Source organism: Enemella dayhoffiae (assembly GCF_002250625.1).
In the GTDB taxonomy this organism is placed as follows: domain Bacteria; phylum Actinomycetota; class Actinomycetes; order Propionibacteriales; family Propionibacteriaceae; genus Enemella; species Enemella dayhoffiae.
In genome coordinates, this window is record NZ_NMVQ01000045.1 from 124,394 (window position 1) to 144,520 (window position 20,127).

23 protein-coding genes are annotated in these 20,127 nt (G+C 69.9%); 12 read left to right on the forward strand and 11 right to left on the reverse strand.

Annotation, left to right across the window (positions count from 1 at the left end; all coding sequences use genetic code 11):
• Window positions 1-8 precede the first annotated feature (8 nt).
• Window positions 9-1,448 (reverse strand): outer membrane protein assembly factor BamB family protein, encoded by a 1,440-nt coding sequence (locus tag CGZ93_RS16365; RefSeq protein WP_141211257.1) that lies wholly within the window; start codon window positions 1,446-1,448, stop codon window positions 9-11.
• Between the two features lie 136 nt (window positions 1,449-1,584).
• On the opposite strand from CGZ93_RS16365, the gene CGZ93_RS16370 reads away from it, so the two are divergent.
• Complete coding sequence (locus tag CGZ93_RS16370) at window positions 1,585-2,730, forward strand: glycerophosphoryl diester phosphodiesterase membrane domain-containing protein (protein WP_094365211.1); 1,146 nt, start codon at window positions 1,585-1,587, stop codon at window positions 2,728-2,730.
• A 341-nt stretch (window positions 2,731-3,071) separates the two neighbouring features.
• On the opposite strand, the gene msrA is transcribed toward CGZ93_RS16370, so the two are convergent.
• From msrA to CGZ93_RS16385, 3 genes are read right to left on the reverse strand one after another with little or no spacing between them, the layout of a single operon-like run.
• Window positions 3,072-3,713, reverse strand: a complete 642-nt coding sequence (gene msrA / locus CGZ93_RS16375) for a peptide-methionine (S)-S-oxide reductase MsrA (RefSeq protein ID WP_176451812.1) — start codon at window positions 3,711-3,713, stop codon at window positions 3,072-3,074.
• Window positions 3,714-3,762: 49 nt separating this feature from the next.
• A complete protein-coding gene (locus CGZ93_RS16380) occupies window positions 3,763-4,443 on the reverse strand; it encodes a uracil-DNA glycosylase (protein ID WP_094365212.1) in 681 nt (226 codons plus the stop codon).
• Window positions 4,440-5,732 carry an MFS transporter gene (locus CGZ93_RS16385; RefSeq protein ID WP_229117532.1) on the reverse strand — a complete coding sequence of 431 codons (1,293 nt, stop codon included), beginning with the start codon at window positions 5,730-5,732 and terminating at the stop codon, window positions 4,440-4,442. Before CGZ93_RS16385 ends, CGZ93_RS16380 begins: the two co-directional genes overlap by 4 nt.
• Window positions 5,733-5,801: 69 nt before the next feature.
• Between CGZ93_RS16385 and CGZ93_RS16390 the strand changes: the two genes are divergently transcribed.
• Window positions 5,802-7,025 carry an AI-2E family transporter gene (locus CGZ93_RS16390; RefSeq protein WP_171195115.1) on the forward strand — a complete coding sequence of 408 codons (1,224 nt, stop codon included), beginning with the start codon at window positions 5,802-5,804 and terminating at the stop codon, window positions 7,023-7,025.
• A gap of 26 nt (window positions 7,026-7,051) precedes the next feature.
• Here CGZ93_RS16390 and CGZ93_RS16395 read toward each other — a convergent pair whose 3' ends face one another.
• Together CGZ93_RS16395 and CGZ93_RS16400 are read right to left on the reverse strand one after the other, a co-directional pair.
• The gene (locus tag CGZ93_RS16395; protein ID WP_094365214.1) at window positions 7,052-9,130 is read right to left on the reverse strand and encodes an MDR family MFS transporter; all 2,079 of its coding nucleotides are present in this window, start codon (window positions 9,128-9,130) and stop codon (window positions 7,052-7,054) included.
• Complete coding sequence (locus CGZ93_RS16400) at window positions 9,123-9,647, reverse strand: MarR family winged helix-turn-helix transcriptional regulator (protein WP_094365215.1); 525 nt, start codon at window positions 9,645-9,647, stop codon at window positions 9,123-9,125. Before CGZ93_RS16400 ends, CGZ93_RS16395 begins: the two co-directional genes overlap by 8 nt.
• A 70-nt stretch (window positions 9,648-9,717) precedes the next feature.
• On the opposite strand from CGZ93_RS16400, the gene CGZ93_RS16405 reads away from it, so the two are divergent.
• The 5 genes from CGZ93_RS16405 to CGZ93_RS16425 are packed head-to-tail and all read left to right on the forward strand — an operon-like array spanning window position 9,718 to window position 12,551.
• Window positions 9,718-9,948: a serine hydrolase gene (locus CGZ93_RS16405; RefSeq protein ID WP_094365216.1), complete on the forward strand. Its 231-nt coding sequence runs from the start codon at window positions 9,718-9,720 to the stop codon at window positions 9,946-9,948.
• Window positions 9,945-10,172 (forward strand): hypothetical protein, encoded by a 228-nt coding sequence (locus tag CGZ93_RS16410; protein ID WP_094365217.1) that lies wholly within the window; start codon window positions 9,945-9,947, stop codon window positions 10,170-10,172. Before CGZ93_RS16405 ends, CGZ93_RS16410 begins: the two co-directional genes overlap by 4 nt.
• Window positions 10,169-11,110 (forward strand): S66 peptidase family protein, encoded by a 942-nt coding sequence (locus CGZ93_RS16415; RefSeq protein ID WP_229117533.1) that lies wholly within the window; start codon window positions 10,169-10,171, stop codon window positions 11,108-11,110. Before CGZ93_RS16410 ends, CGZ93_RS16415 begins: the two co-directional genes overlap by 4 nt.
• Window positions 11,111-11,160: 50 nt before the next feature.
• Window positions 11,161-12,135, forward strand: coding sequence for a hypothetical protein (locus CGZ93_RS16420; protein WP_094365218.1), 975 nt, complete (start codon window positions 11,161-11,163; stop codon window positions 12,133-12,135).
• Window positions 12,132-12,551 carry a DUF2089 domain-containing protein gene (locus CGZ93_RS16425; protein WP_094365219.1) on the forward strand — a complete coding sequence of 140 codons (420 nt, stop codon included), beginning with the start codon at window positions 12,132-12,134 and terminating at the stop codon, window positions 12,549-12,551. The genes CGZ93_RS16420 and CGZ93_RS16425 overlap by 4 nt, the downstream gene beginning before the upstream one ends.
• A gap of 67 nt (window positions 12,552-12,618) precedes the next feature.
• Here CGZ93_RS16425 and greA read toward each other — a convergent pair whose 3' ends face one another.
• Both greA and CGZ93_RS16435 read right to left on the reverse strand, forming a co-directional pair.
• Window positions 12,619-13,134, reverse strand: coding sequence for a transcription elongation factor GreA (greA, locus tag CGZ93_RS16430; protein ID WP_094365220.1), 516 nt, complete (start codon window positions 13,132-13,134; stop codon window positions 12,619-12,621).
• A 92-nt stretch (window positions 13,135-13,226) separates the two neighbouring features.
• Window positions 13,227-13,622: a DUF4307 domain-containing protein gene (locus tag CGZ93_RS16435; RefSeq protein WP_176451813.1), complete on the reverse strand. Its 396-nt coding sequence runs from the start codon at window positions 13,620-13,622 to the stop codon at window positions 13,227-13,229.
• A 128-nt stretch (window positions 13,623-13,750) separates the two neighbouring features.
• Between CGZ93_RS16435 and mca the strand changes: the two genes are divergently transcribed.
• The 4 genes from mca to CGZ93_RS19920 all read left to right on the forward strand — a co-directional run bounded on the left by mca (window position 13,751) and on the right by CGZ93_RS19920 (window position 16,170).
• On the forward strand, window positions 13,751-14,683 hold the full coding sequence (mca, locus tag CGZ93_RS16440; RefSeq protein WP_094365221.1) for a mycothiol conjugate amidase Mca: 933 nt from the start codon (window positions 13,751-13,753) through the stop codon (window positions 14,681-14,683).
• Between the two features lie 10 nt (window positions 14,684-14,693).
• Window positions 14,694-14,885, forward strand: coding sequence for a hypothetical protein (locus CGZ93_RS16445; RefSeq protein WP_094365222.1), 192 nt, complete (start codon window positions 14,694-14,696; stop codon window positions 14,883-14,885).
• Window positions 14,886-14,900: 15 nt separating this feature from the next.
• Window positions 14,901-15,770, forward strand: coding sequence for a DUF1932 domain-containing protein (locus tag CGZ93_RS16450; RefSeq protein ID WP_094365223.1), 870 nt, complete (start codon window positions 14,901-14,903; stop codon window positions 15,768-15,770).
• A 217-nt stretch (window positions 15,771-15,987) separates the two neighbouring features.
• Window positions 15,988-16,170, forward strand: coding sequence for a hypothetical protein (locus tag CGZ93_RS19920; RefSeq protein ID WP_324252456.1), 183 nt, complete (start codon window positions 15,988-15,990; stop codon window positions 16,168-16,170).
• A 9-nt stretch (window positions 16,171-16,179) separates the two neighbouring features.
• On the opposite strand, the gene trhA is transcribed toward CGZ93_RS19920, so the two are convergent.
• Together trhA and CGZ93_RS16465 are read right to left on the reverse strand one after the other, a co-directional pair.
• Complete coding sequence (trhA, locus tag CGZ93_RS16460) at window positions 16,180-16,854, reverse strand: PAQR family membrane homeostasis protein TrhA (RefSeq protein ID WP_094365224.1); 675 nt, start codon at window positions 16,852-16,854, stop codon at window positions 16,180-16,182.
• 121 nt (window positions 16,855-16,975) lie between these two features.
• Window positions 16,976-17,785, reverse strand: a complete 810-nt coding sequence (locus tag CGZ93_RS16465; RefSeq protein ID WP_094365225.1) for an isoprenyl transferase — start codon at window positions 17,783-17,785, stop codon at window positions 16,976-16,978.
• A 410-nt stretch (window positions 17,786-18,195) separates the two neighbouring features.
• Here CGZ93_RS16465 and CGZ93_RS16470 point away from each other — a divergent pair, with 410 nt between their 5' ends.
• On the forward strand, window positions 18,196-19,467 hold the full coding sequence (locus tag CGZ93_RS16470; protein WP_267489748.1) for a PhoH family protein: 1,272 nt from the start codon (window positions 18,196-18,198) through the stop codon (window positions 19,465-19,467).
• Window positions 19,468-19,538: 71 nt separating this feature from the next.
• Here CGZ93_RS16470 and CGZ93_RS16475 read toward each other — a convergent pair whose 3' ends face one another.
• Entirely contained in the window at window positions 19,539-20,072 is a 534-nt protein-coding gene (locus tag CGZ93_RS16475) for a gamma carbonic anhydrase family protein (protein WP_094365227.1), read from the reverse strand.
• Window positions 20,073-20,127 lie beyond the last annotated feature (55 nt).

A 20,127-nucleotide genomic window follows, 5' to 3' on the forward strand; every position in this document is an offset into this window, starting at 1 on the left:
CAGGGGAGTCAGCGGAAGACGGCCAGCTGCTCGGGCAGGGCGACCGCGTAGTGGCCGGGGACCTCCGGGTCGCGTTCGGCGGGCGACTCGGTGGCCGCGACGGCGAGCAGTCCGGCGATGGTGAACTGGGCCGGCTCGGCGGCAGTGGTGCCGCTCGGGTTGCAGGCCACGTGGGTGATCCCGCGGAAGTCGACCAGCGGGCGGGTCGGGTCGGCGCGCTGGTGCCCCCGGAACGTGCGCGGGGCCTCGCAGGCCAGCCAGTGGTCGTCGCCGAGGGTGGTCGGCTCCCCGGTCTCCGGGTCGAGGGTGATCAGCCGGTTGTTGCTGCCGATCACCGGGGTGTTCGCCGGCGAGCGGACCGCCAGCCCGCCGCTGGCCGGGGCTACCGGGTTGGCCACGTCACGGTGCCACAGCTCCTCACCGCCGGCGTCCAGCCCGACATAGCGGACCAGGCCGCCGCCGGGGCGTACGCCGGTGCCGCGGTTGGTGCGGGTGAACCCGAGCCGGTCACCGGTGCAGCTCAACGTCGCGGTGTTTCCCGGGCAGACGAAGGAACGCCCGGTGCGCGACCAGAGCAGTTCACCGTCGCTCAGGTTCACCGACGCCTGCACCACCTCCGTGGCCGGGAAACTGGCAGCGGTACCGAGCGGGGCGATCCGCGCGGTGACCCGCAGTTGGGCGCCGGTGGTGTCGAACTGCAGGTCGAGCCAGCTGGTGGCGGGGTCGAGGTCGCGGCCGAGCCAGGCGCTGACCGGCTTCTCCCAGTGACCCAGTTCACCGTCGACGCCGACAAACGTGGCGTTGCCGCGGCGGATCAGATAGCCGCCGTTGCCCAGGTTGCGTACCTGTTCGACCGGGCCCTGGCGCAGCCGCAACGGGGCCAGGGTGCCCTGCTCCGGGTCGACCCGCAGCAGGGTTCGTTGGGTGCCCTCGACCCGTTCCACGCAGAACCCGCCGATCACCCGGCAGGGGCCGAGGATCCCGGCGGTGCCGACCGGTTGCTGCTGCACGACCCGGCCAGTGGCCACCTCGGCCAGCACCAGCGTCTGCAACCCGCGCTGGGGCGGGGTCAGGTAGGCCACCACCGGGTGCCCGGCGAACGTACCGGAGGTGATCCACGGCTCGCTGCCGTCGCCGACCGACCCCAGGCTGGTCGGCGTACGCCATCGCTCGCGCCCGTCGGCGAGATCGAGAGCGACCAGATCGAGCTGGTCGTCCCGAGCCGATTCATGGACCAGCACCACCCCGCCCGTCACCACGGGTCGAGAGACCGCGCGGAACGGGATCGTCCAGGCCGGGGTGACGTGGTGCAGCATCGCCTCGATCGGGGTGGTGGCGCGCAGCGACAGGTCGACCACCAGCCGCGGCTGCGGGCGGACACAGGAGGTGAGCAGCAGCGCGAGCACGGCGAGCGCGACGATCAACCCGCCCCGCGTACGCCTGCCCACCGGGGCAGACTAAGGGTTGCCCGGTCCGTCTCCCTGAGTGCCGGTCAAAGGACGGCCGGCTGCGCCTGCGGCGGCCTACGCTGGGGGCGTGAGTCAGCCATACGCCGCCGGTCCCAGTGCCCCTTCTTCTGTCGTGATGCCCCCGAGCCCGCTCGATCTCGGTCGGACGATCACCACCGCGTTCAAGGTGGTGCGTTCCCGGATCGGTCAGCTGGTCCTGCTCACGCTGCTGCCGATGGCGGTGGCGATGGTGCTGGTGGCGGCCTCGATCATCCCGTTCGTCATCGGGGTGGTGACCGCGATCCAGCGGGAGCGGTTCAGCCCGATGATCCTCGTCGGGGTGCTGGTGATGTTCGTCGCGATCGTGATGTCCGCGCTGATGCAGCTGAAGGCGCAGGGGATGATGGTGCTCGCCGCCCACGACGCGATCGAGGAGCGTCCCTCCACGATCAACGACCTGTGGGGGCGGACCCAGGGACTGGTGGGTCGGGTGCTGCTGCTGTACCTGCTGGTGATTGGCGCGGTGATGGTGCTCTATGGGGCGGTCGTCACCTTCTTCGTGCTGATGGCTGTCAGCGCGGTGCGCAGCACCAACGGCCGCAGCAACCCCGAGTCGATGATCGCCACCATGATCGGCGCCTATCTGCTGCTGGTCGTGGTGATGATGATCGTCGGACTGGTCGCGGTCTATCTGCAGGTCCGCTTCCTCTACTTCATGCCGGTGCTGGCGGTCGAGGGGAGCGGGGCGATCGACTCGCTGAAGCGGTCCTGGTCGCTCACCCGCAACAACGTGCTGCGCACCCTCGGCTTCTATCTGGTCGGCTCGTTCCTGGTGTCGGCGGCCAGCGGGGTGGTGTCGGCGCTCGGTCAGATCGTCGCGATCCCCGCCGCCGGCTCGAGTGGCAGCCGCAGCAACAGCGATCCGGCTGCCGCGCTCGGCCAGCTCGCGGTCATGGCTCCCGCGCTGATCATCATCATGCTGCTGCAGCTGGCCGTTTCGCTGCTGGCGGTGCCCTTCATGGCGTCCTACATGACCGTGATGTACGTCGACCAGGTCCGCCGCAACCAGCTGCCGAATGGCGGTCGCGGCGGGTCCTACGGCACGGCGTACGCCGGCTATCCCGCCCAGCAGGGCTATCCGCAGCAGCAGGGCTATCCGCAGCAGCAGAGCTTCCCGCAGCAGAGCTATCCCCAGCAGGGCTATCCCCAGCAGCAGAACTCGGGCTGGCAGCAACAGCCCGGGCAGCAGGGGTGGCAGCAACCGCCCAACCAGGGCTGGTGACTGGTCACGGATTGCCACTCAACGCGCCCACCGGGCCGAAAACGGGGCGATACGGGCGTTGAGTGGCACTCCATGACCACCGGTGCGGAACCTCAGCTGCCCGTGAATGCATCGCGATGACCCGCGCCGCGAGTGCCCGGATGTCCAGCCAGCGCCGGCAGTGCCTCGACCGCAGACGCTCCGTGCTCCGTGGTAGAGGTTGTACCCATCGACGTAGACACCCACTTTCATGCAGGCACCGATGGTTCGGATCGCACGCTGTCGGGGGTCACAAGTAGGCAGCGGCAATGAGCTGGAGTGGCTCCCCCAAGAGCAACAGGACTCAGCGCCCGGCCGACCGATCAGATCGGCCCGCACTTCACGCCGGTGGAGTGCACGGGGCAGTAGCCGTTGGGGTTCGCATCCAGGTATTGCTGGTGGTAGTCCTCGGCCCAGAAGAACTCCGGCGCGTCCACCAGTTCGGTGGTGATCTCGCCGAACCCCTTCTCGGCGAGGGCGTCCGCGAAGCGTTCCTTCATCACCTTGGCCGTCTCGGCCTGTGCGGGCGAGGTGGTGAAGATCGCCGAGCGATACTGGGTGCCGACGTCGTTGCCCTGGCGCATCCCCTGGGTGGGGTCGTGGTTTTCGAAGAACACCTTGAGCAGGTCGGCGTACGACACGACCGAGGGATCGAACACCACCCGCACCGTCTCGGCGTGCCCGGTCCGGCCGGCGAAGCACACCTCCTCATAGGTCGGGTTCGGGGTGAACCCGCCCTGATATCCGGCCGCGGTCACCCGCACCCCGTCGAGTTGCCAGAACAACTTCTCCGCACCCCAGAAGCAGCCGAGGGCGAGGTACGCCTCCTCGCAGCCGGCCGGGGTGGAGTGCACCTCGGTGCCGAGCACCCGGTGCATCGTAGGGGTGGCCAGCACCGGTTCGGCGCGCCCCGGGAAGGCGCGCTCGGCGCTCACCATCGTCTGCTTACCAAGTCCGAACACCATGTCCTCCAGTATGCGCGGCCGACCCAGCCGCGGCGCAGCGGTCCAGGGATCAGCGGTTCAGATCCCAGTCGATCGGCTCGGCGCCCTGCCGCTCCAGCAACGCGTTCACCTTGGAGAACGGTCGGGAGCCGAAGAAGCCGTTGTGCGCCGACAGCGGGGAGGGGTGCGGTGACGTCACGTGCGGCATGCCGCCCAGCATCGGGATCAGCGACTGGGCATCGCGGCCCCACAGGATCGCCACCAGCGGGCCGCGTCGTTCCACCAGCGCCTCGATCGCGCGTTCGGTCACCTTCTCCCACCCCTTGCCGCGGTGCGCGGCCGATTTGCCCGGCTGCACGGTGAGGCAGCGGTTCAGCAGCAGCACCCCCTGCTCGAACCACGGCGTGAGGTCGCCGTCGGGGGCCGGCGGGATGCCGAGGTCGTCGCGCAGTTCGCGATAGATGTTCACCAGCGACTTCGGCAGCGGGCGCACCCCGGGTGCCACCGAGAAGGACAGCCCGACCGGATGCCCGGGGGTGGGATAGGGGTCCTGTCCGACGATCAGCACCCGCACGTCGGCCAGCGGGCGGGTGAACGCGCGCAGCACGTGCTCCCCGGCCGGCAGATAGCCGCGCCCGGCCGCGAGCTCGGCGCGCAGGAACTCACCCATCCGCGCGATGTCGTCGGCGACCGGAGCCAGCGCCTCGGCCCAGTCGGGGGCGACCAGTTCGGGCAGGGGCCTGGCGGTCATCGGTTCTCCTTCTCGGTCGGTCCCGGCTTCTCCTGAGGCGTCGGTGGTGAGCTCGGTTCGCTGGCTGGTACGCCCGGCGGCATGCGTACGCTCCAGCCGGCGCCGATCAGCAGCAGCAGCGCACCGGCGGCGTACGCCATCGGCATGCCGACGTGGTCGGCGATCAACCCGGCCACCACCGGACCGAGGATCGCGCCCACATCGGACATCATCGAGAAGATCGCCACCGGCGTACCCCCGCGCGCTCCCGCGGCGTCACCGACCGCGGCGGCCGGCGCGGTGCCGAGGGCGGCCGCGGCCAGCCCATAGACCGCCAGCACCGCGATCAGCACCCAGATGTTCGGCGCGAACGGCACCGCCACCATCCCCGCGGCGCCGACCAGCCCGGCGGCGATCATCGCCGGGCGACGGCCCACGGTGTCCACGAAGCGGCCGATCGGCGTCAGCGCCAGGGTCTGCGAGACCGCGGCGATGGCGAACGCGATCCCGGTCCAGGAGGTGTCGCGGTGCAGCACCTCGACCACCAGTACCGGGGTCAGCGCGGTCCGGGTGCCCATGGAATTCCAACCCTGGCTGAGATTCGCCAGGCAGGCCGCCTGGAAGCGGGGATCCCGAGCCACCTCCGCCAGTGGCCGGACCGGCGTCGGGTCGGCGGCCGTCTCGCCCGGCGTACCGGTGGAACGCAGCATCAGCAGCCCGACCGTGCCGGCCACCGCCAGGGTCGCCGCATAGTAGTAGAACGGGGCGGCCAGGGAGATGTGGGAGATGATCCCGCCGATCGCCGGCCCCGTCATCCCGCCGAGCAGAAACCCGCCCTGGAAGAACCCGGCCGCCCGGCCGCGCAGCTGCGGTTCCACCGAGTTGAGCAGCAGCGTCATCGCCGACACCGTGAACATCGCCGAGCCGATCCCGCCGAGCCCGCGCATCACCAGCAGCCACGGATAGCTGGTCGCCAACCCGCACAACGCGCTGGACAGGGCGACGATCCAGATCCCGACCGCCAGCGTGGTACGTCCGCCGAGCAGGTTGGCGATCCGGCCGCAGAACGGGCTGGTCACCAGCCGGACCAGCGCGAACACCGAGACGACCATTCCGGCCATCAGGTTGTCCACGCCGAACGACTTCGCGAACACCGGCAGCACCGGGATCAGCACCCCGAAGCCGACGGCCACGCAGAACGCGATCACGCCGAGCACCAGCACGTCGCGGGGGAGGGTGGTCCGCCGGCGTACCCAGTTGCGCAGTCCCGAATGCGTTCGGCGACCGAACGAGGCGGGGGACCAACTCACCCGCGCGACGATACTTCACCCGGGCGAGTGGGTATTAGGCTTCCACCGACCGACGACACCAGGAGGGGCATGATCTTCGACAGCCGCGCGCAGGAGGAGAACCGCCTGCTGCGCACCCAGCTGGCCCGGCTGCAGGGGGCCGAGGAGGTCGCCAAGCGGGAGGCGCTGAGCGAGCGGGAGCGCCAGCGCGAGTTCGACCGGGTGGTGCCGCGCGGGCTCCAGGTGGCGGCCGGGTGGGCCTGGCGGCTGCTGCTGCTGGCGGCCCTGGCGTACGGCATCGGCTGGGTGATATCGACCCTGAGCAGCGTCACCATCCCGCTGGCGATCGGCATCATGCTCACCGCCGGCCTGGCCCCGATCGCGGCCATCCTCCGGAAGTGGGGGGTGCCGAGGACGGTGGCCGCTGTGGTCACCCTGATCGGCGGTCTGCTGGTGGTCGGCGGCGTGCTCGCCTACATCGGCGTGACCGTGGCCAGCCAGTCGGCCGAGCTCACCCAACGGGTCACCGAGGGCTGGCGGCAGCTGCTCGGCTGGCTCTCCCAGGGGCCGCTGCACCTGGGCAGCGACCAGCTGAACAACTACTACGAGCAGGCGCTCGGCTACGTGAAGCAGCAGCAGTCCAAGATCGCGACCTATGCCGCGACCGCGGGTGGGGCGATCGGCAACTTCCTGGCCGGGCTGGTGCTGGCGGTGCTGGCCATGTTCTACATGCTCTATGACGGGCACCGGATCTGGGCCTTCCTGCTCAAGCTCGTGCCGAAGGCCGCCCGCGACAAGGTGGACGGTGGCGGCCAGGTCGGCTGGACGTCGCTCGTCGCCTACGTCCGCGCCACGGTGATCGTGGCCGCGGTGGACGCCGTCGGCCCGCTGATCGCGGCCCTGGTGATGGGCGTACCGATGGCGCCCGCGCTGGGGGCGCTGCTCTTCCTGTCGGCCTTCGTACCGATCGTCGGCATCCTGGTCGCCGGGTTCATCGTCACCCTGGTCACCCTGGTCACCGTCGGCTTCGTGCAGGCGATGATCATGCTGGGCGTGATCATCCTGGTCAACCAGATCGAGGGCAACGTGCTGCAGCCGGTACTGATGGGCAAGGCGGTCGCCCTGCACCCGATGGCGGTGATGTTTGGGATCACCCTCGGCATCGCCGTCGGCGGCATCATCGGCGCCCTGTTGGTGGTACCGATCATGGCCTTCGGCAAGACCTTCATCGAATACTGCGCCTCCGGGCGTACGCCGATCGGGGTGGACGACCCCAAGGCGGCGCACACGGAGCCGGACTCCGCACCCGCCTGAGCCTGCGGCGTACGCCCCGGACGCGATCAGTCCGCTGCGTGCCGCGGTGCGGGCGGCGGGTTGCTGACGTCCACCATGTACGCCGCCGTCAGGTCGCTGCTGGCCTCGTGCAATCGGCCCATGTCGACCGCCTCGTAGCGCTTGGCGACCGGCTCCTCGATCACCGCCAGCACGGCGGCCCGGTCCTTCTGGGCGGCGAGCACGGCGAGGTCCTTGCGCACCTCGGGGCTGAGCACCCCGCCGGGGCGGGCGGCCAGGGCGGCCACCTCGGCGGCGTGCGTCTCGGCCTTCGCGACGGCTGACTCGTCCTCGGCGGACAGCATCGTGGCGGTACGCCGCAACAGCGCGATTCCGCGCTCCAGGTCGCCGTGGCCGAGCTCGCGGACCCCCTCGCGCAGCAGCTCGTGGCGGGGGTCGGCGGCCTGGTCGGCGAGCAGGCTGTACTGCAGACCGAGGATCCGCTCCCGGGTGCGGCCATGGCCGCTCAGGGTGGGCACCAACTCGGTGGCCGAGCCGCTGCTCTGGCTCATCGTGGCGAGCACCTCGCGCCCGGCCTCGGTCGGGGTGTGCACGGTGTCGCGCAGCGGGACCGCCTTGATGAACAGGGTCGCCAGCAGGGCGAGGACGCCGACCGGCAGGCCGATCAGGAAGGTGTTGTGCAGGGCGTCGGCGAGTCCCTGGCGGACGGCGGTGGCGATCACCGGCGGCAGCTTGGCCAGCGCGCTCGGATCGAGCACCGAGGAGGCGTTCATCGATCCGCCCAGCTGGGCGCCCGCACCCGGGGGCAGGTATTTCATGATGGCCGAGTGCATCGTGGAGGTCATCACGGTGCCATAGATGGCGATGCCGACCGTCGAGCCGACGTTGCGGAAGAACTGGCTGGAGGCGGTGGCCACGCCCAGGTCCTGGCGGCGGGCGTTGTTCTGGATGACCAGGGTGTAGAGCTGCATGCAGGTGCCGAGGCCGACCCCGATCACCACCATGGCCAGGGTCAACTCGAGCTGGCTGGAGCCGAAGCGCATCCGGGTGAGTAGCCAGTAGCCGATCGTCAGCACGATCACCCCGAGCAGCAGGAACTCCTTGTAGCGCCCGGTCCTGGTGACCAGCTGACCGACCAGCATGCCGAAGATGATCAGTCCGAGCATCATCGGCATCAGGATCAGCCCGGAGTTGGTGGCGTTCACCCCGATCACGCCCTGGGCGTACACCGGGATGTAGATGATCGCGCCGAACATCATGATCGCGATCGCGAAGCTGGCCACGCAGCTCAGGGTGAAGATGGAGCTGCGGAACAGACGCAGCGGCAGGACGGGGTCGGCCGCCCGGGTCTCCACGATGATGAAGATCACGGCGAAGACCGCGCCGATGGCGTACAGGGTCAGGATCTGCCAGGACGACCAGGCCCAGGTGGTGCCGCCGAAGGAGGTCGCCAGCAGCAGGCAGACCAGGGCGATCGCCATGGTGATGATGCCCAGGAGGTCGATCTTCACCTCGCGCCGCTCGTGCGGCATCCGCAGGAAGCGGTGGATCGCGGCCGTGGCCACCAGGCCCACGGGCAGGCTGACGAAGAACAGCCAGCGCCAGCCCCAGTGGTCGGTGATGAACCCACCGGCCAGCGGCCCGGCGACCGAGGTCAGGCCGAACACCGCACCCATCAGCCCCTGGTACTTGCCGCGGGCCCGCGGCGGCACGATGTCGCCGATGATCGTCTGCGACAGCGGCATCAGCGTGCCCATGCCCAGCCCCTGCACGGCGCGACCGGCGACGAGCATCCAGAAGTTCTGGGAGAACCCGCACACCACCGAGCCGAGCATGAACACCACGAGCCCGGCGAGATAGAACGGCCGGCGGCCATAGATGTCGGACAGCTTGCCGACGATCGGCACGGTGATCGCCGAGACCAGCATGGCGGCGGTGGCCAGCCAGGAATAGTGGTCCATGCCGCCGAGTTCGGCGACGATCCGGGGCAGGGCTGGTCCGACGATGGTCTGGCTGATCGAGGCGACCAGCATGCCCAGCATCAGGCCGATGAACACCCGCTTCGAGGCGGGATCGAGCCGGAACTCCGCGGGCTCCTCCCGGGTGGCGGTGGTTGTCTCAGCCATGCTGTTCGTTTCGGGCCCGGGTCGGGTTCTGGTTTTCACGCTGATCGTCGGAATCCTTGTCCAGTAGTGGAGTGCAGGGATGGAAAGTGGATTGCCCGACCTCGTTGGCGAGCCTGGTCATCAACCGTTCGAGGGCGGCGACGTCATCGGCGGACCAGGCGCCGAGACGTTCGGTGAGCAGTTGCCGGCGCTCGGCCCGCGCACGGCGCATCGTCTCTTCCCCGGCGGGGGTGAGGGTGAACAGCTTGGCGCGCCCGTCGGCCGGGTCCGCGTGGCCGACGACCAGCCCTTGGCCCTCCAACTGGCGCACGTGGCGGGAGGTGGTCGACACGTCCAGGTCGGCGGCCTCCGCCAGGCCGGTGAGCCGGAGTTGGCCTCGCTGCTGCAGCACGCCCAGCAGGAAGTAGCTCCCTCGATCCATGGTGAGCCGACTGGAGCGTTGGGCCGATCGGCCGATGCTGACCATGGCGTCGATAAGCCGGTCGGCGACCGCGGTGGAGGTGGGGGAGTTCGGCACCGCCCAAGCCTAGATTGATTACTTGCACTATGCAAATGAGTGGGCCGAGGGATGTGGTAGGCATTCCACCATGCGCATGCCACCCCTGACCGCGGCCGCCGACTGGAGCGTCTGTGTCCGCGACGCCGACGACGACCGCGTGCTCGTCGACCACTGGCCCGAGCGGCTGCTGCGTACCGCCAGCGTCGGCAAGCTGTTCCTGCTCGCCGAGATCGCCCGCCAGTGGGAGACCGGTCGGCTGGACCCCTGCGAACAGCTGGCCTGGCACGACGAGGAGCTGCTCGCCGACTCGGGGCTGTGATACCTGATGGCCAGCCGCCCGCCCTGGTCACCGAGCGGGGTCTGTCGCTGGTGATGATCAGCCACGACCTGTCGGTGCTGGCCGAGACGTGCAGCCGGGTGCTGGTGATGCGGCGCGGCCAAATGGTCGAGGGCGGCCCGGTCGAGCAGGTGCTGCTGGATCCGCAGCACGAATACACCAGGACGCTGCTGGCGGCCGCACCCCGCGGCCTGGGGGAGCGGTGAGCGGAACCGGACGGGGGCCGCTCGGACCGCTGGTGCCCGGCGATCGGGTCGCGCTGGTCGGCAGCGCCGGCCCGCCGCCGCAGGAACGGCTGGCAGCGGCCGAGGCCCTGCTGACCGACTGGGGTCTGCAACCGGTACGCCTCCCCTCGGCCCTGGCGCGGCACGCCCGGGCGGACTATCTCTCCGGTGAGGACGCCGAGCGGGCCGCCGACTTCCATCAGGCGTGGGAGGACCCGTCGCTGTCCGGCATCGTCGTCGTCCGTGGCGGTTACGGCACGGTGCGGATGCTGGACGACCTGGACGTGCACCGGCTCCGCGCGAGCGGGCCGAAGCCGGTCTATGGCAGCTCGGACGTGACCGCCCTGCACGAGCTGTTGCGTGAGCAGGTCGGAGTGCCGAGCTGGTTCACCCCGATGCCGGCGACCGCCGACCTGCTGGACGACCCGGTGGCGGTGCAGCACCTGCGCCGAGCGATGCTCGAGCCGTGGACCGAGCGGGTGCACCGCGGCGGGGGCGCGCTGGCCGAGGGCACGGCCTCGGGCACGCTGATCGGCGGCAACCTCTCGCTGCTGGCGATGACGCTGGGCGCCCGGAGTCGGCCACCGGTGGACAACACCGATGCCCTGGTGGTGCTGGAGGACGTCAACGAGGAGACCTACCGGATCGACGGCTATCTCACCTCGCTGCTGCGGGCCGGCTGGTTCGAGGGCGTGGCCGGCGTGCTGGTCGGCTCCTGGAAGGGGTGTGCGCTCGCGGAGGTGCACGCCCTGATCGCCGAGTTGCTGGGCGAGTTGGGCGTACCGATCGGGACCGGGTTCGAGTTGGGCCACGGGCCCGGGGCGGAGAGCCTCCCGCTGGGCGTACCGGCTCGACTGGAGGCGTCCGCGGAAGCTCGCCTTGTCATCCCGGCCCTCGGGGAAACCCTGAAACCCGCCTGAGTTGGAAAGTTGCCCTTTAGGAATTCGAAAGCCCGTTTTACATTTGATGCATGAGCAGCCCTGATCTCACCCCGATCCTCAAGGATCTGGCCGCCGGCCGCATCGACGCCGCCGAGGCCTCACGCCGAATCGAAGCCGCGACCGGGGAGCCTGCTCCCGAGTCCGGCCCCAAGCCCCCGCCGTCCAATGACGGTCCTGGTGCCGAGCGCGGGGTGCCGCGGTGGCAGCAGTACGCCCGGGACACGTTCAACCGGGTGGTGGGCGAACCGGCCGCCGAGAGCGACCCCAAGCCGGGACCGACCAACCCTGCCGAACCCGCGTCCGGCACCGGAGATGACGAGGTGCCACCGGCCGACCGGCACACCACCAACACCAAGGGGGTCGATCGCGTCTCCATCCGGGCGGTCGGTCGCCGGGTCCGGGTGGTCGGCGAGCCTCGGGTGGCCACCGCCTCGGTGGACGGCGCGCACGTGCTGCGCCGCAACGGGTCGGTGCTGGAGATCACCTCCGACGGAGAGATCGGGGCGTCCATCGACGGATTCACCCTGCTCCGTCCGCCGCGCAGCCTCGATGACGTGCGCAACCTCGGGCTGGGCAAGGAACTGTTCATCCGGGTCAACCCGAACCTGATCGTCGACGTCGAGCTCACCGCCGGCTCGCTGACCTGCGAGGACGTCCGCTATCTCGGCAAGGTGCGCGTCACCGCCGGCGGCGCCAAGCTGACGGGGTTGAGCGAGGCGCACGACGTGCTCGTCCAGGCCGGGCAGGCGACGGTCAAGGGCCGGATCGCCACCGGCCGATCCCGGATCCGCTGCGAGTCCGGCTCGCTGACCGTGCAGCTGGACGATGACTCGAACGTCACCGTCCGCGCCGAATCGCAGCTCGGCAAGGTGGTCTGGGCCGGTGGGCACACCGGCGCTGGCGACGAGGTCGTGATGGGCAACGGCGCCGCCAAGCTCGATGTCGGTGTGGTGATGGGCCATGCCGCCGTCCACGTCGGATCCGAGGGAAGTGGGCAGAAGTGACCGCACACCACCAGCACGCCAACGGGCACAACGAGGCACACCGTCCGCCGAGCGACTGCCCGGTCTGCGGGGACCAGCTGCACGTCACCCGGCTCGGCTGCACCACCTGTGGCTCGGAGCTGGCGGGGGTATTCACCTCGTGCGAGTTCTGCGCGCTGAACGCCAGCGAGATCGAGACCCTGCGGGTGTTCCTGGCCTCCCGCGGCAACCTGCGCGAGGTGGAGAAGCACCTCGGGGTGTCCTATCCGACGGCGCGGCTGCGGCTCACCCAACTGCTGATGAAGCTCGGGCTCTCCGGTGAGGAGAGCGAGGGCGAGGCAACGGGTACGCCCGCGGTGGACCGCGACGAGGTGCTCGGCCGCGTCGCCCGTGGCGAGCTCAGCCCCGCCGAGGCGCAGCGCCTGCTCACGCAGTGACCGCAGGAACGAGCGAGCCGCCCCGGGTGACCCGGGGCGGCTCGCCTGATGGCGGAAATCGCGGGGGTCAGCCGGTGAAGGCCTCCACCTTGGTGATCTTCACCGAGATGGACTTCCCGTTGGGAGTCTCGTAGCTCACGGTGTCGCCCACCTTGCGATCCAGGATCGCCGCCCCCAGCGGGGACTGCGGGCTGTAGACGTTGAGCGCATCGGCCGCGTCGTCCAGACCCAGCAGCTCGCGGGAGCCGAGCAGGAAGGTGTCGGTGTCGCCGGGATCACCGTCGAAGGCGATGGTGATCTTGGTGCCGGGCACGGCCTGGTCGGTGTTGGTCGGCGCCTCGCCGACCTCGGCGCGACGCAGCATGTCCTGCAGCTGGGCGATCCGCGCCTCCTGCTTGCCCTGCTCCTCGCGGGCGGCGTGATAACCGCCGTTCTCGCGCAGGTCGCCCTCTTCGCGGGCCGCGGCGATCCGGTTCGCGATTTCGGTCCGGCCGTCACCCTCGAGGTACGCCAGCTCGTCGGCGAGCTTGTCGTAGGCCTCCTGGGTCAGCCAGACGGTGTTGGTTTCGGTGATTTCTGCCATCGCACGATGCTACCAATAGCCACGGCCGACTCAACGCGACGCGCGACAGATCCGACCGCCGGTCAGGTTTGCTGCCCCGTGGGCGACGAGGATCACTCGGCCACGCACTGACTGACGGCGGCCGATTCCGGCGGACGGAAGGTGCGCAGCGAGGTGCGTTCCCGGGTGACCTCCGCCCCGGCCGGGCGGACGGCGTACCAGATCTCCCCGACCTTCTCCCCGCCGTGCGCGCTGGCCTGGACCAGACACCGACCCGACACCTCGGGGCGGGAGCGATCGATCATCAGCTCGACCTCCATCGCGTTCGGTCCGGTCACCACGAAGCTGGTCACGCTGGCGGTGAGCGGCGGGTTGGCCTTGACGGTGGAGATCCACAGCCAGAAGCCGAGCAGCGGCAGCACCACCGCGGCGATCACCCAGATCAGCCACGGACGCCGCGGCTGGGGATAACGGGCGGCGATCCGCGCGCGATCGGTGGCCGTGGACATGGCCTCCACCCTAGTGCGGCGGCCGAGCGGCCCCGACTGGACAGCCTTCCGGGTGGTCGGGGAATCTGGTGGGTGCCGGCGGTGTTGCTGGTATTGGAACTGCCACCCGATCCGCTGGAGAGACCTGCATGACATCCGCCCCGACCCGCACCGCGACCCGGCGTACCGCAACCGGTGACGACCTGCGCCTGCTGCACGTGCACGCCCACCCCGACGACGAGTCGAGCAAGGGTGCGGCGGTGACGGCGAAATATGTCGACGAGGGCGTACGGGTGATGGTCGCCACCTGCACCGGCGGGGAGCGCGGGTCGATCCTGAACCCGGCGATGGAGCGTCCCGACATCATCGCCCACCTGCCCGAGGTACGCCGCCGCGAGATGGACCGCGCGCGGGCGATCCTCGGCATCGAACAGACCTGGCTGGGTTTCATGGACTCCGGGCTGCCCGAGGGCGACCCGCTCCCGCCGCTGCCCGAGGGGTGTTTCGCGCTGCTGGACCCCGCGCAGGCCGCCGGGGAACTGGTTCGGGTGATCCGCGAATTCCGTCCGCAGGTGCTGACCACCTATGACGAGCTGGGCGGTTATCCGCACCCCGACCACGTGCAGACCAACCGGATCTCGCTGGTCGCCGTCGAGGCGGCCGCCGACCCCGACCAGTGGCCCGAGCACGGCGAGCCGTGGCAGGTGAGCAAGGTCTATTACCAGCACACGTTCAACCGGCAGCGCACCCTGGCGCTGCACGAGGCGATGCTCGAGCGTGGCCTCGAGTCACCGTATGGCGAGCGGCTGGCCAACTGGGACACCTGGAAGCGGGTGCCCGACTCCCGGATCACCACCGCCGTCGAGTGTGCCGACTACTTCGGCGTACGCGACCGCGCGCTGCTCGCCCACGGCACCCAGGTGGACCCGAACGGCGCCTGGTTCCAGATCCCGCTCGAGGTGCAGCGGGAGGTGTGGCCGACCGAGGAGTTCGAGCTGGTCATCGACCACACCGGGCAGCCGGCCCGTGCCGACGGCGAACTGGAGAACGACCTGTTCGCCGGGGTGGCGATCGAGGCGTAGAGTCACCGGTGTGCTGATGCCGCTCGAACTGGACCCCAACTCGGTGGTCGCCGGTTGGATCCCGGTCGTGGTGATCCTGGTCCTGGCGATCGCCTGCTTCTTCCTGTTCCGCAGCATGCGCAAGCAGATGCGCCGCATCGACATCCCCGAGGAGGGCGTGCAGACCCGCCCGGAGCCCGATCGGGACCAGACCCGCAGTTGAGTCGATGATCCCGCGATGACGACGATCGGTGTGGTGGCTCCCGGCGCGATGGGCGCCGCCCTGGGGCGGGCCTGGGTGGCCGCCGGGCATGACGTCGTGGTGACCGTGGCCGGTCGTTCCGAGCGTACCCGATCGCTGGCGCACGGGTTGCGCTGGCTCGACTCGTTGACCGACGTGGCGGCCGCCGCCGACGTGGTGGTGTCGGTGGTACCACCGGCCCGGGCGCTCGGCAACGCCGAGCAGATCGCCGACGCCTGCCGCAGCGCCGGCGTACGCCCGCTCGTCGCCGACCTGAACGCGGTCTCCCCGGCCGAGGCCGAGCAGGTGGCCGCGGTGCTGGCGGCCGCCGGGTGCGACCCGGTCGACGGGGCGATCAGCGGCCCGCCGCCGGAGCTTGGAAAGCGGACCACCGTGTTCGTGTCGGGGGAGCGGGCCGGTGAGCTGGCGGGCCTGGGCGCCGACGGCCTGAGCGTACGCGTGGTCGGCGAGCGGGTCGGTCAGGCGTCGGCGGTGAAGATGTGCACCGCCGCGGTCTACAAGGGGATCACCGCGCTGCTGATGCAGTCGCTGCGCACCGCCGGTGAGCACGGGGTGCAGGAGCTGGTGCTTGAGGACCTGACGCCCGGGCTCGGCTGGATGGCCGAGCAGGCGCCGATGGCGATCGCGGTGGCGGTGGCCAAGTCGGACCGGTTCCCCTATGAGATGGGCCAGATCGCCGACACCCAGGAGCAGGCCGGGGTCGGCGGCGAGCTGTTCCGCGCCTTCGCCGAGGTGTACCAGCGCAGCAACGACACCAGCCTGGCCGAGCTCACCCCCGAACAGGCGGCCGAGCTGGTCGACCTCGACCGCGTGCTGCAGGGGTTGCGTACGCCGCGGCAACGCTGATCAAACACGTTCAGCCGGTTGACGCATTCCAGAATCGTGTCAAGTTTGGCCCGGATTCTTAACAGATTGACTGGATCCTCTACATGGTTGAGGTTGTCCGAGACGCCGCCACACGACAACCCGGAAGATCGGCGCCATCCGCTCCTGCCAGGAGGACATTGCCGAACGGGCGCGTGCTGCAACCCCGGGTGGCCGAGACGCCCAGTTCCTGGCCGTCCTGTTCGAGCAGCCGTACTGCCGGATCAGTCCCGTCGCCGAACGCTGTGACGTTTCGCGGCAGACCGCGTCGACCTGGCTGCGCGCCCTCGTTGCCGCCGGGCTCCTCAGTGACGTCAAGGTCGGACGGGAGATTCTCCTTGTGAATCACGATTTCCTGGAGGTACTGACGCGCCCCGAGTAGGGCACGCCGTCAGCGGAAGGTGGCCAACGCGATCGCGGTGTAGTGGCAGGCCGAGCCCAGGATTGTGAAGCTGTGAAAGATTTCGTGGAAACCGAACCAGGCCGGTGACGGGTCCGGTCGCTTGCGGCCATAGACGACCGCGCCCAGCGAATAGCAGATCCCGCCGGCGACGATCAGGGTGAAGACCAGCGGTCCGCCGTTGGCCCAGAACTGGTTCAGCCAGCCCAGCGCGGCCCAGCCCATGGCCAGATAGAGCACGGTGTAGAGCCAGCGGGGTGCCGACAGCCAGAGCACCCGGAACAGCAGCCCGAGCAGTCCGGCCGACCAGACCACGATCAGCAGCGCGATCCGCGATTTTCCCTGCAGCAGCAGCAACGACAGCGGGGTGTAGGTGGCGGCGATGAATACGAAGATGTTCGCGTGGTCCAGCCGGCGCAGCACGGCGGTGGCTCGGTCGCCCCAGTGGAAGCGGTGATAGATCGCGCTGGTTCCGAACAGCAGCAAGGATCCCGCGAGGAAGACCGCACCGCCGATCCGGCCCAGCAGGGTGGGGGCACCGATCACCAGGATGAGCCCGCCGAGCAGGGCGAGCGGGGTCCAGCCGGCGTGCAGCCAGCCCCGCAGCTTCGGTTTGAGCGGGCCTACCGCATCGGCGACCTCATGCGGCAGGGGTCTGGCCTTCATGTGCCACCTCCGGACGGATTCGCTGGGTCATCGGTGATTCTACTGGTCCGTAACTTACGGTCCCGTAGGTTACTGTAGCTCGCGGCGCGTACGCCCGCCAACCCTGCTGGGCGTACGCCGGTCAACTGCCAAAGCGACGCTCGCGCTGGGCGTACGAGCGCAGCGCCCGGATGAAGTCGACCTTGCGGAAGTCCGGCCACAACGCCTCGTGGAAATAGAACTCGCTGTGTGCGGACTGCCAGATCAGGAAGCCGGAGAGGCGCTGCTCCCCGGAGGTGCGAATCACCAGGTCGGGGTCGGGCTGCCCGGCGGTGTAGAGGTGTTCGGCGATGTCGCTCACGTCGACGGTCTCGGCCAGTTCGGCCAGCGTGGTGCCGCGGGCGGCCTCGGCGGCCAGCAGCGAGCGGACGGCGTCGCGCAGTTCGTGCCGCCCGCCATAGGAGACGGCCACGTTGACGTGCATGCCCCGATTCTCCCGGGTCCGCTCGGCGGCTCGGCGCAGTCGCTCGGCGGTGTCATCGGGGAGCAGGTCCAGTGCGCCGACCGGCATCACGGGCCAACGTCCGGTCGCGGCCAGGTCATCCACCATCTGCTCGATCACGTCCAGCAGGGGGCGCAGCTCCGCGGTGTCGGAGCGCTTGAAGTTGTCGGTGGAGAGCACCCACAGGGTGACCACCTCGACCCCGACCTCGTCGCACCAGCGCACGAACTCCTCGAGCTTGGCGGCGCCGGCGCGATAGCCGGCGACCAGGGGCTGTCCGGGGGCGTTCAACCGTGCCCAGCGGCGATTCCCGTCCGCCATCACCGCGACGTGCTTGGGCAACTGGGCGCGATCCAACTCCGCCATCAACCGCTGCTCATAGGTGGAATAGAGCAGTCCGGAAGGGTGGAGCCGGTCCAGCAGCTCCCGCAACCGGTCGGTACGTGCCATGTGACGCACACTATCCACGCCGAGCCCGGGCTGTGATCGGACCCGGGTCGGGGTGAACGAGGTCTGAACATCGGATTACGGCGACACGCTGGTGCACGAGCCTGCTCCGGTTCGTGCCGGTGATGACCTAGGTTCGGGGTCAACGGGCGGTGGGGAAGCCGCCTGCTACCGGAGGACTCGTCCATGCGTCGTCCTGCTCGATCGAGCGAGACCCGCGGGCCAGCAGGCCCACAGGCCCCCCGGCCAACCACCTGACACAGGTGGGGCCGGGCGCAGAGCTCGCGCGGTCCCATCGGGAGGAAGTGACCGTGCCCCAGTCCAAGACCGCCGCGGCCAACGCCAATCCGGCCCAGTCCGCCCCAGAGTCCCAGTCGGCCCCAGCGCCTCAGTCCGGTCGCCGCACCTACGTCATCGACACCTCCGTCCTGCTCAGCGACCCGCACGCGATGCGCCGGTTCGCCGAGCACGATGTGGTGCTGCCGGTCGTGGTGATCACCGAGCTCGAGGCGAAGCGGCACCACCCGGAGCTGGGTTATTTCGCCCGCACCGCGCTGCGCCACCTGGACGACCTCCGGGTGACCCACGGACGGCTGGATGCGCCGGTACCGGCCAACGATCAGGGCGGAACCATCCACGTGGAGCTCAACCACAGCGATCCGAGCGTGCTCCCCAGCGGCTTCCGGTTGGGCGACAACGACACCCGGATCCTGGCGGTGGCCCTCAACTTCCGCGCCGAGGGACGCAACGTGGTGCTGGTGTCGAAGGACCTGCCGATGCGGGTCAAGGCGTCGGCCGTCGGGCTGCCCGCCGAGGAATACCGCGCCGACGGGGTGATCGAGTCCGGCTACACCGGCATGGTCGAGCTGGAGGTGGCGCCGCAGGTGATCGACGGGTTGTACGAGTCCGGGGTGGTCGACCTCGACGAGGCACGGGATCTGCCGTGCAACACCGGGGTGGTGCTGCTCGGCGGCGGGTCGTCGGCGCTGGGTCGGGTCACCGCTGGCAAGCAGGTACGCCTGGTCCGCAGCGACCGCGAGGCGTTCGGCCTGCACGGCCGCTCAGCCGAGCAGCGGGTCGCGCTGGACCTGCTGCTGGATCCCAGCGTCGGGATCGTGTCGCTGGGCGGTCGGGCCGGCACGGGCAAGTCGGCGCTCGCGCTGTGCGCCGGCCTGGAGGCGGTGCTGGAGCGCCGGCAGCACTCCAAGGTGATCGTCTTCCGGCCGCTGTTCGCCGTAGGCGGGCAGGAGCTCGGCTATCTGCCGGGCACCGAGACCGAGAAGATGATGCCGTGGGCACAGGCGGTGTTCGACACCCTCGGCGCGGTCACCAACAAGAACGTGATCGAGGAGGTCGTCGACCGCGGTCTGCTGGAGGTGCTGCCGCTCACCCACATCCGCGGCCGGTCCCTGCACGACGCGTTCGTGATCGTCGACGAGGCGCAGTCGCTGGAACGGGGTGTCCTGTTGACAGTGCTGAGCCGGATTGGGCAGGATTCCCGCGTTGTCCTCACGCACGACGTCGCCCAGCGCGACAACCTGCGGGTCGGTCGGCACGACGGCGTCGTCGCAGTGGTGGAAAAGCTCAAGGGTCACCCCCTCTTTGGCCACATCACCCTGAACCGCTCGGAGCGGTCGCCGATTGCTGCCCTGGTTACCGAGATGCTTGAGGATCAGGCCGGCTGAGCCGGCCCCCGCAGTCGTGGCGGGGAGGGGTGAAACGATGATCCCCCTCCCCGCCACCCATATTTCGTGCGTCAGCCGGCGTCGAGGGCGGAGCGGTGGCGTACGGCGTTCTCGGCGTAGTGCACCGCGCCGGTCCGCAGACCCGCGCGCTCCTCGTCGGTGAGGGGGCGGCGTACCTTGCCCGGAACGCCCGCAACCAGTGAACCGGCCGGGATCTCGGCCCCTTCGAGCACCACCGCGCCACCGGCGACCAGGCATTCCTCACCGATCACCGCACCGTTCATCAGCACCGCACCCATGCCGATCGTGCAGCGGTCGCCGACGGTGCAGCCGTGCACCACCGCGTTGTGCCCGATCGTCACCTCTTCCCCAACCAGGCAGGGGAATCCGACATCGGCGTGCAGGGTCGCCGAATCCTGCAGGTTGGACCGACGGCCCAGCCTGATCTCGGTCTGGTCGGCCCGGATGGTCGCGCCGTACCAGACCGACGACTCGGCCTCGAGGATCGCCTGTCCGATCACCCGGGCTCCGGGCGCGACGAATGCGGACGGGTCGATCTCGGGCTGGTGCCCGTCCAGGGTGAGGATCAGGGGCTCGTTGCTCATGGCCCCACCCTCTCACCAGCGACGAATTCGCGGCCCCTTGGCCCCTGCGGGAGAA

What these genes read in the sequence shown, in the direction of transcription:
- CGZ93_RS16370 (WP_094365211.1), top strand. Translation starts at nt 1,585, where the DNA reads ATGCCCCCGAGCCCGCTCGATCTCGGTCGGACGATCACCACCGCGTTC.
- mca (WP_094365221.1), top strand. Translation starts at nt 13,751, where the DNA reads ATGACATCCGCCCCGACCCGCACCGCGACCCGGCGTACCGCAACCGGT.
- CGZ93_RS16475 (WP_094365227.1), bottom strand. Translation starts at nt 20,072, where the DNA reads ATGAGCAACGAGCCCCTGATCCTCACCCTGGACGGGCACCAGCCCGAG.
- CGZ93_RS16465 (WP_094365225.1), bottom strand. Translation starts at nt 17,785, where the DNA reads ATGGCACGTACCGACCGGTTGCGGGAGCTGCTGGACCGGCTCCACCCT.
- CGZ93_RS16390 (WP_171195115.1), top strand. Translation starts at nt 5,802, where the DNA reads ATGATCTTCGACAGCCGCGCGCAGGAGGAGAACCGCCTGCTGCGCACC.
- CGZ93_RS16380 (WP_094365212.1), bottom strand. Translation starts at nt 4,443, where the DNA reads ATGACCGCCAGGCCCCTGCCCGAACTGGTCGCCCCCGACTGGGCCGAG.
- CGZ93_RS16450 (WP_094365223.1), top strand. Translation starts at nt 14,901, where the DNA reads ATGACGACGATCGGTGTGGTGGCTCCCGGCGCGATGGGCGCCGCCCTG.
- msrA (WP_176451812.1), bottom strand. Translation starts at nt 3,713, where the DNA reads ATGGTGTTCGGACTTGGTAAGCAGACGATGGTGAGCGCCGAGCGCGCC.
- CGZ93_RS16435 (WP_176451813.1), bottom strand. Translation starts at nt 13,622, where the DNA reads ATGTCCACGGCCACCGATCGCGCGCGGATCGCCGCCCGTTATCCCCAG.
- CGZ93_RS16420 (WP_094365218.1), top strand. Translation starts at nt 11,161, where the DNA reads ATGAGCAGCCCTGATCTCACCCCGATCCTCAAGGATCTGGCCGCCGGC.
- CGZ93_RS16395 (WP_094365214.1), bottom strand. Translation starts at nt 9,130, where the DNA reads ATGGCTGAGACAACCACCGCCACCCGGGAGGAGCCCGCGGAGTTCCGG.
- greA (WP_094365220.1), bottom strand. Translation starts at nt 13,134, where the DNA reads ATGGCAGAAATCACCGAAACCAACACCGTCTGGCTGACCCAGGAGGCC.
- CGZ93_RS16405 (WP_094365216.1), top strand. Translation starts at nt 9,718, where the DNA reads ATGCGCATGCCACCCCTGACCGCGGCCGCCGACTGGAGCGTCTGTGTC.
- trhA (WP_094365224.1), bottom strand. Translation starts at nt 16,854, where the DNA reads ATGAAGGCCAGACCCCTGCCGCATGAGGTCGCCGATGCGGTAGGCCCG.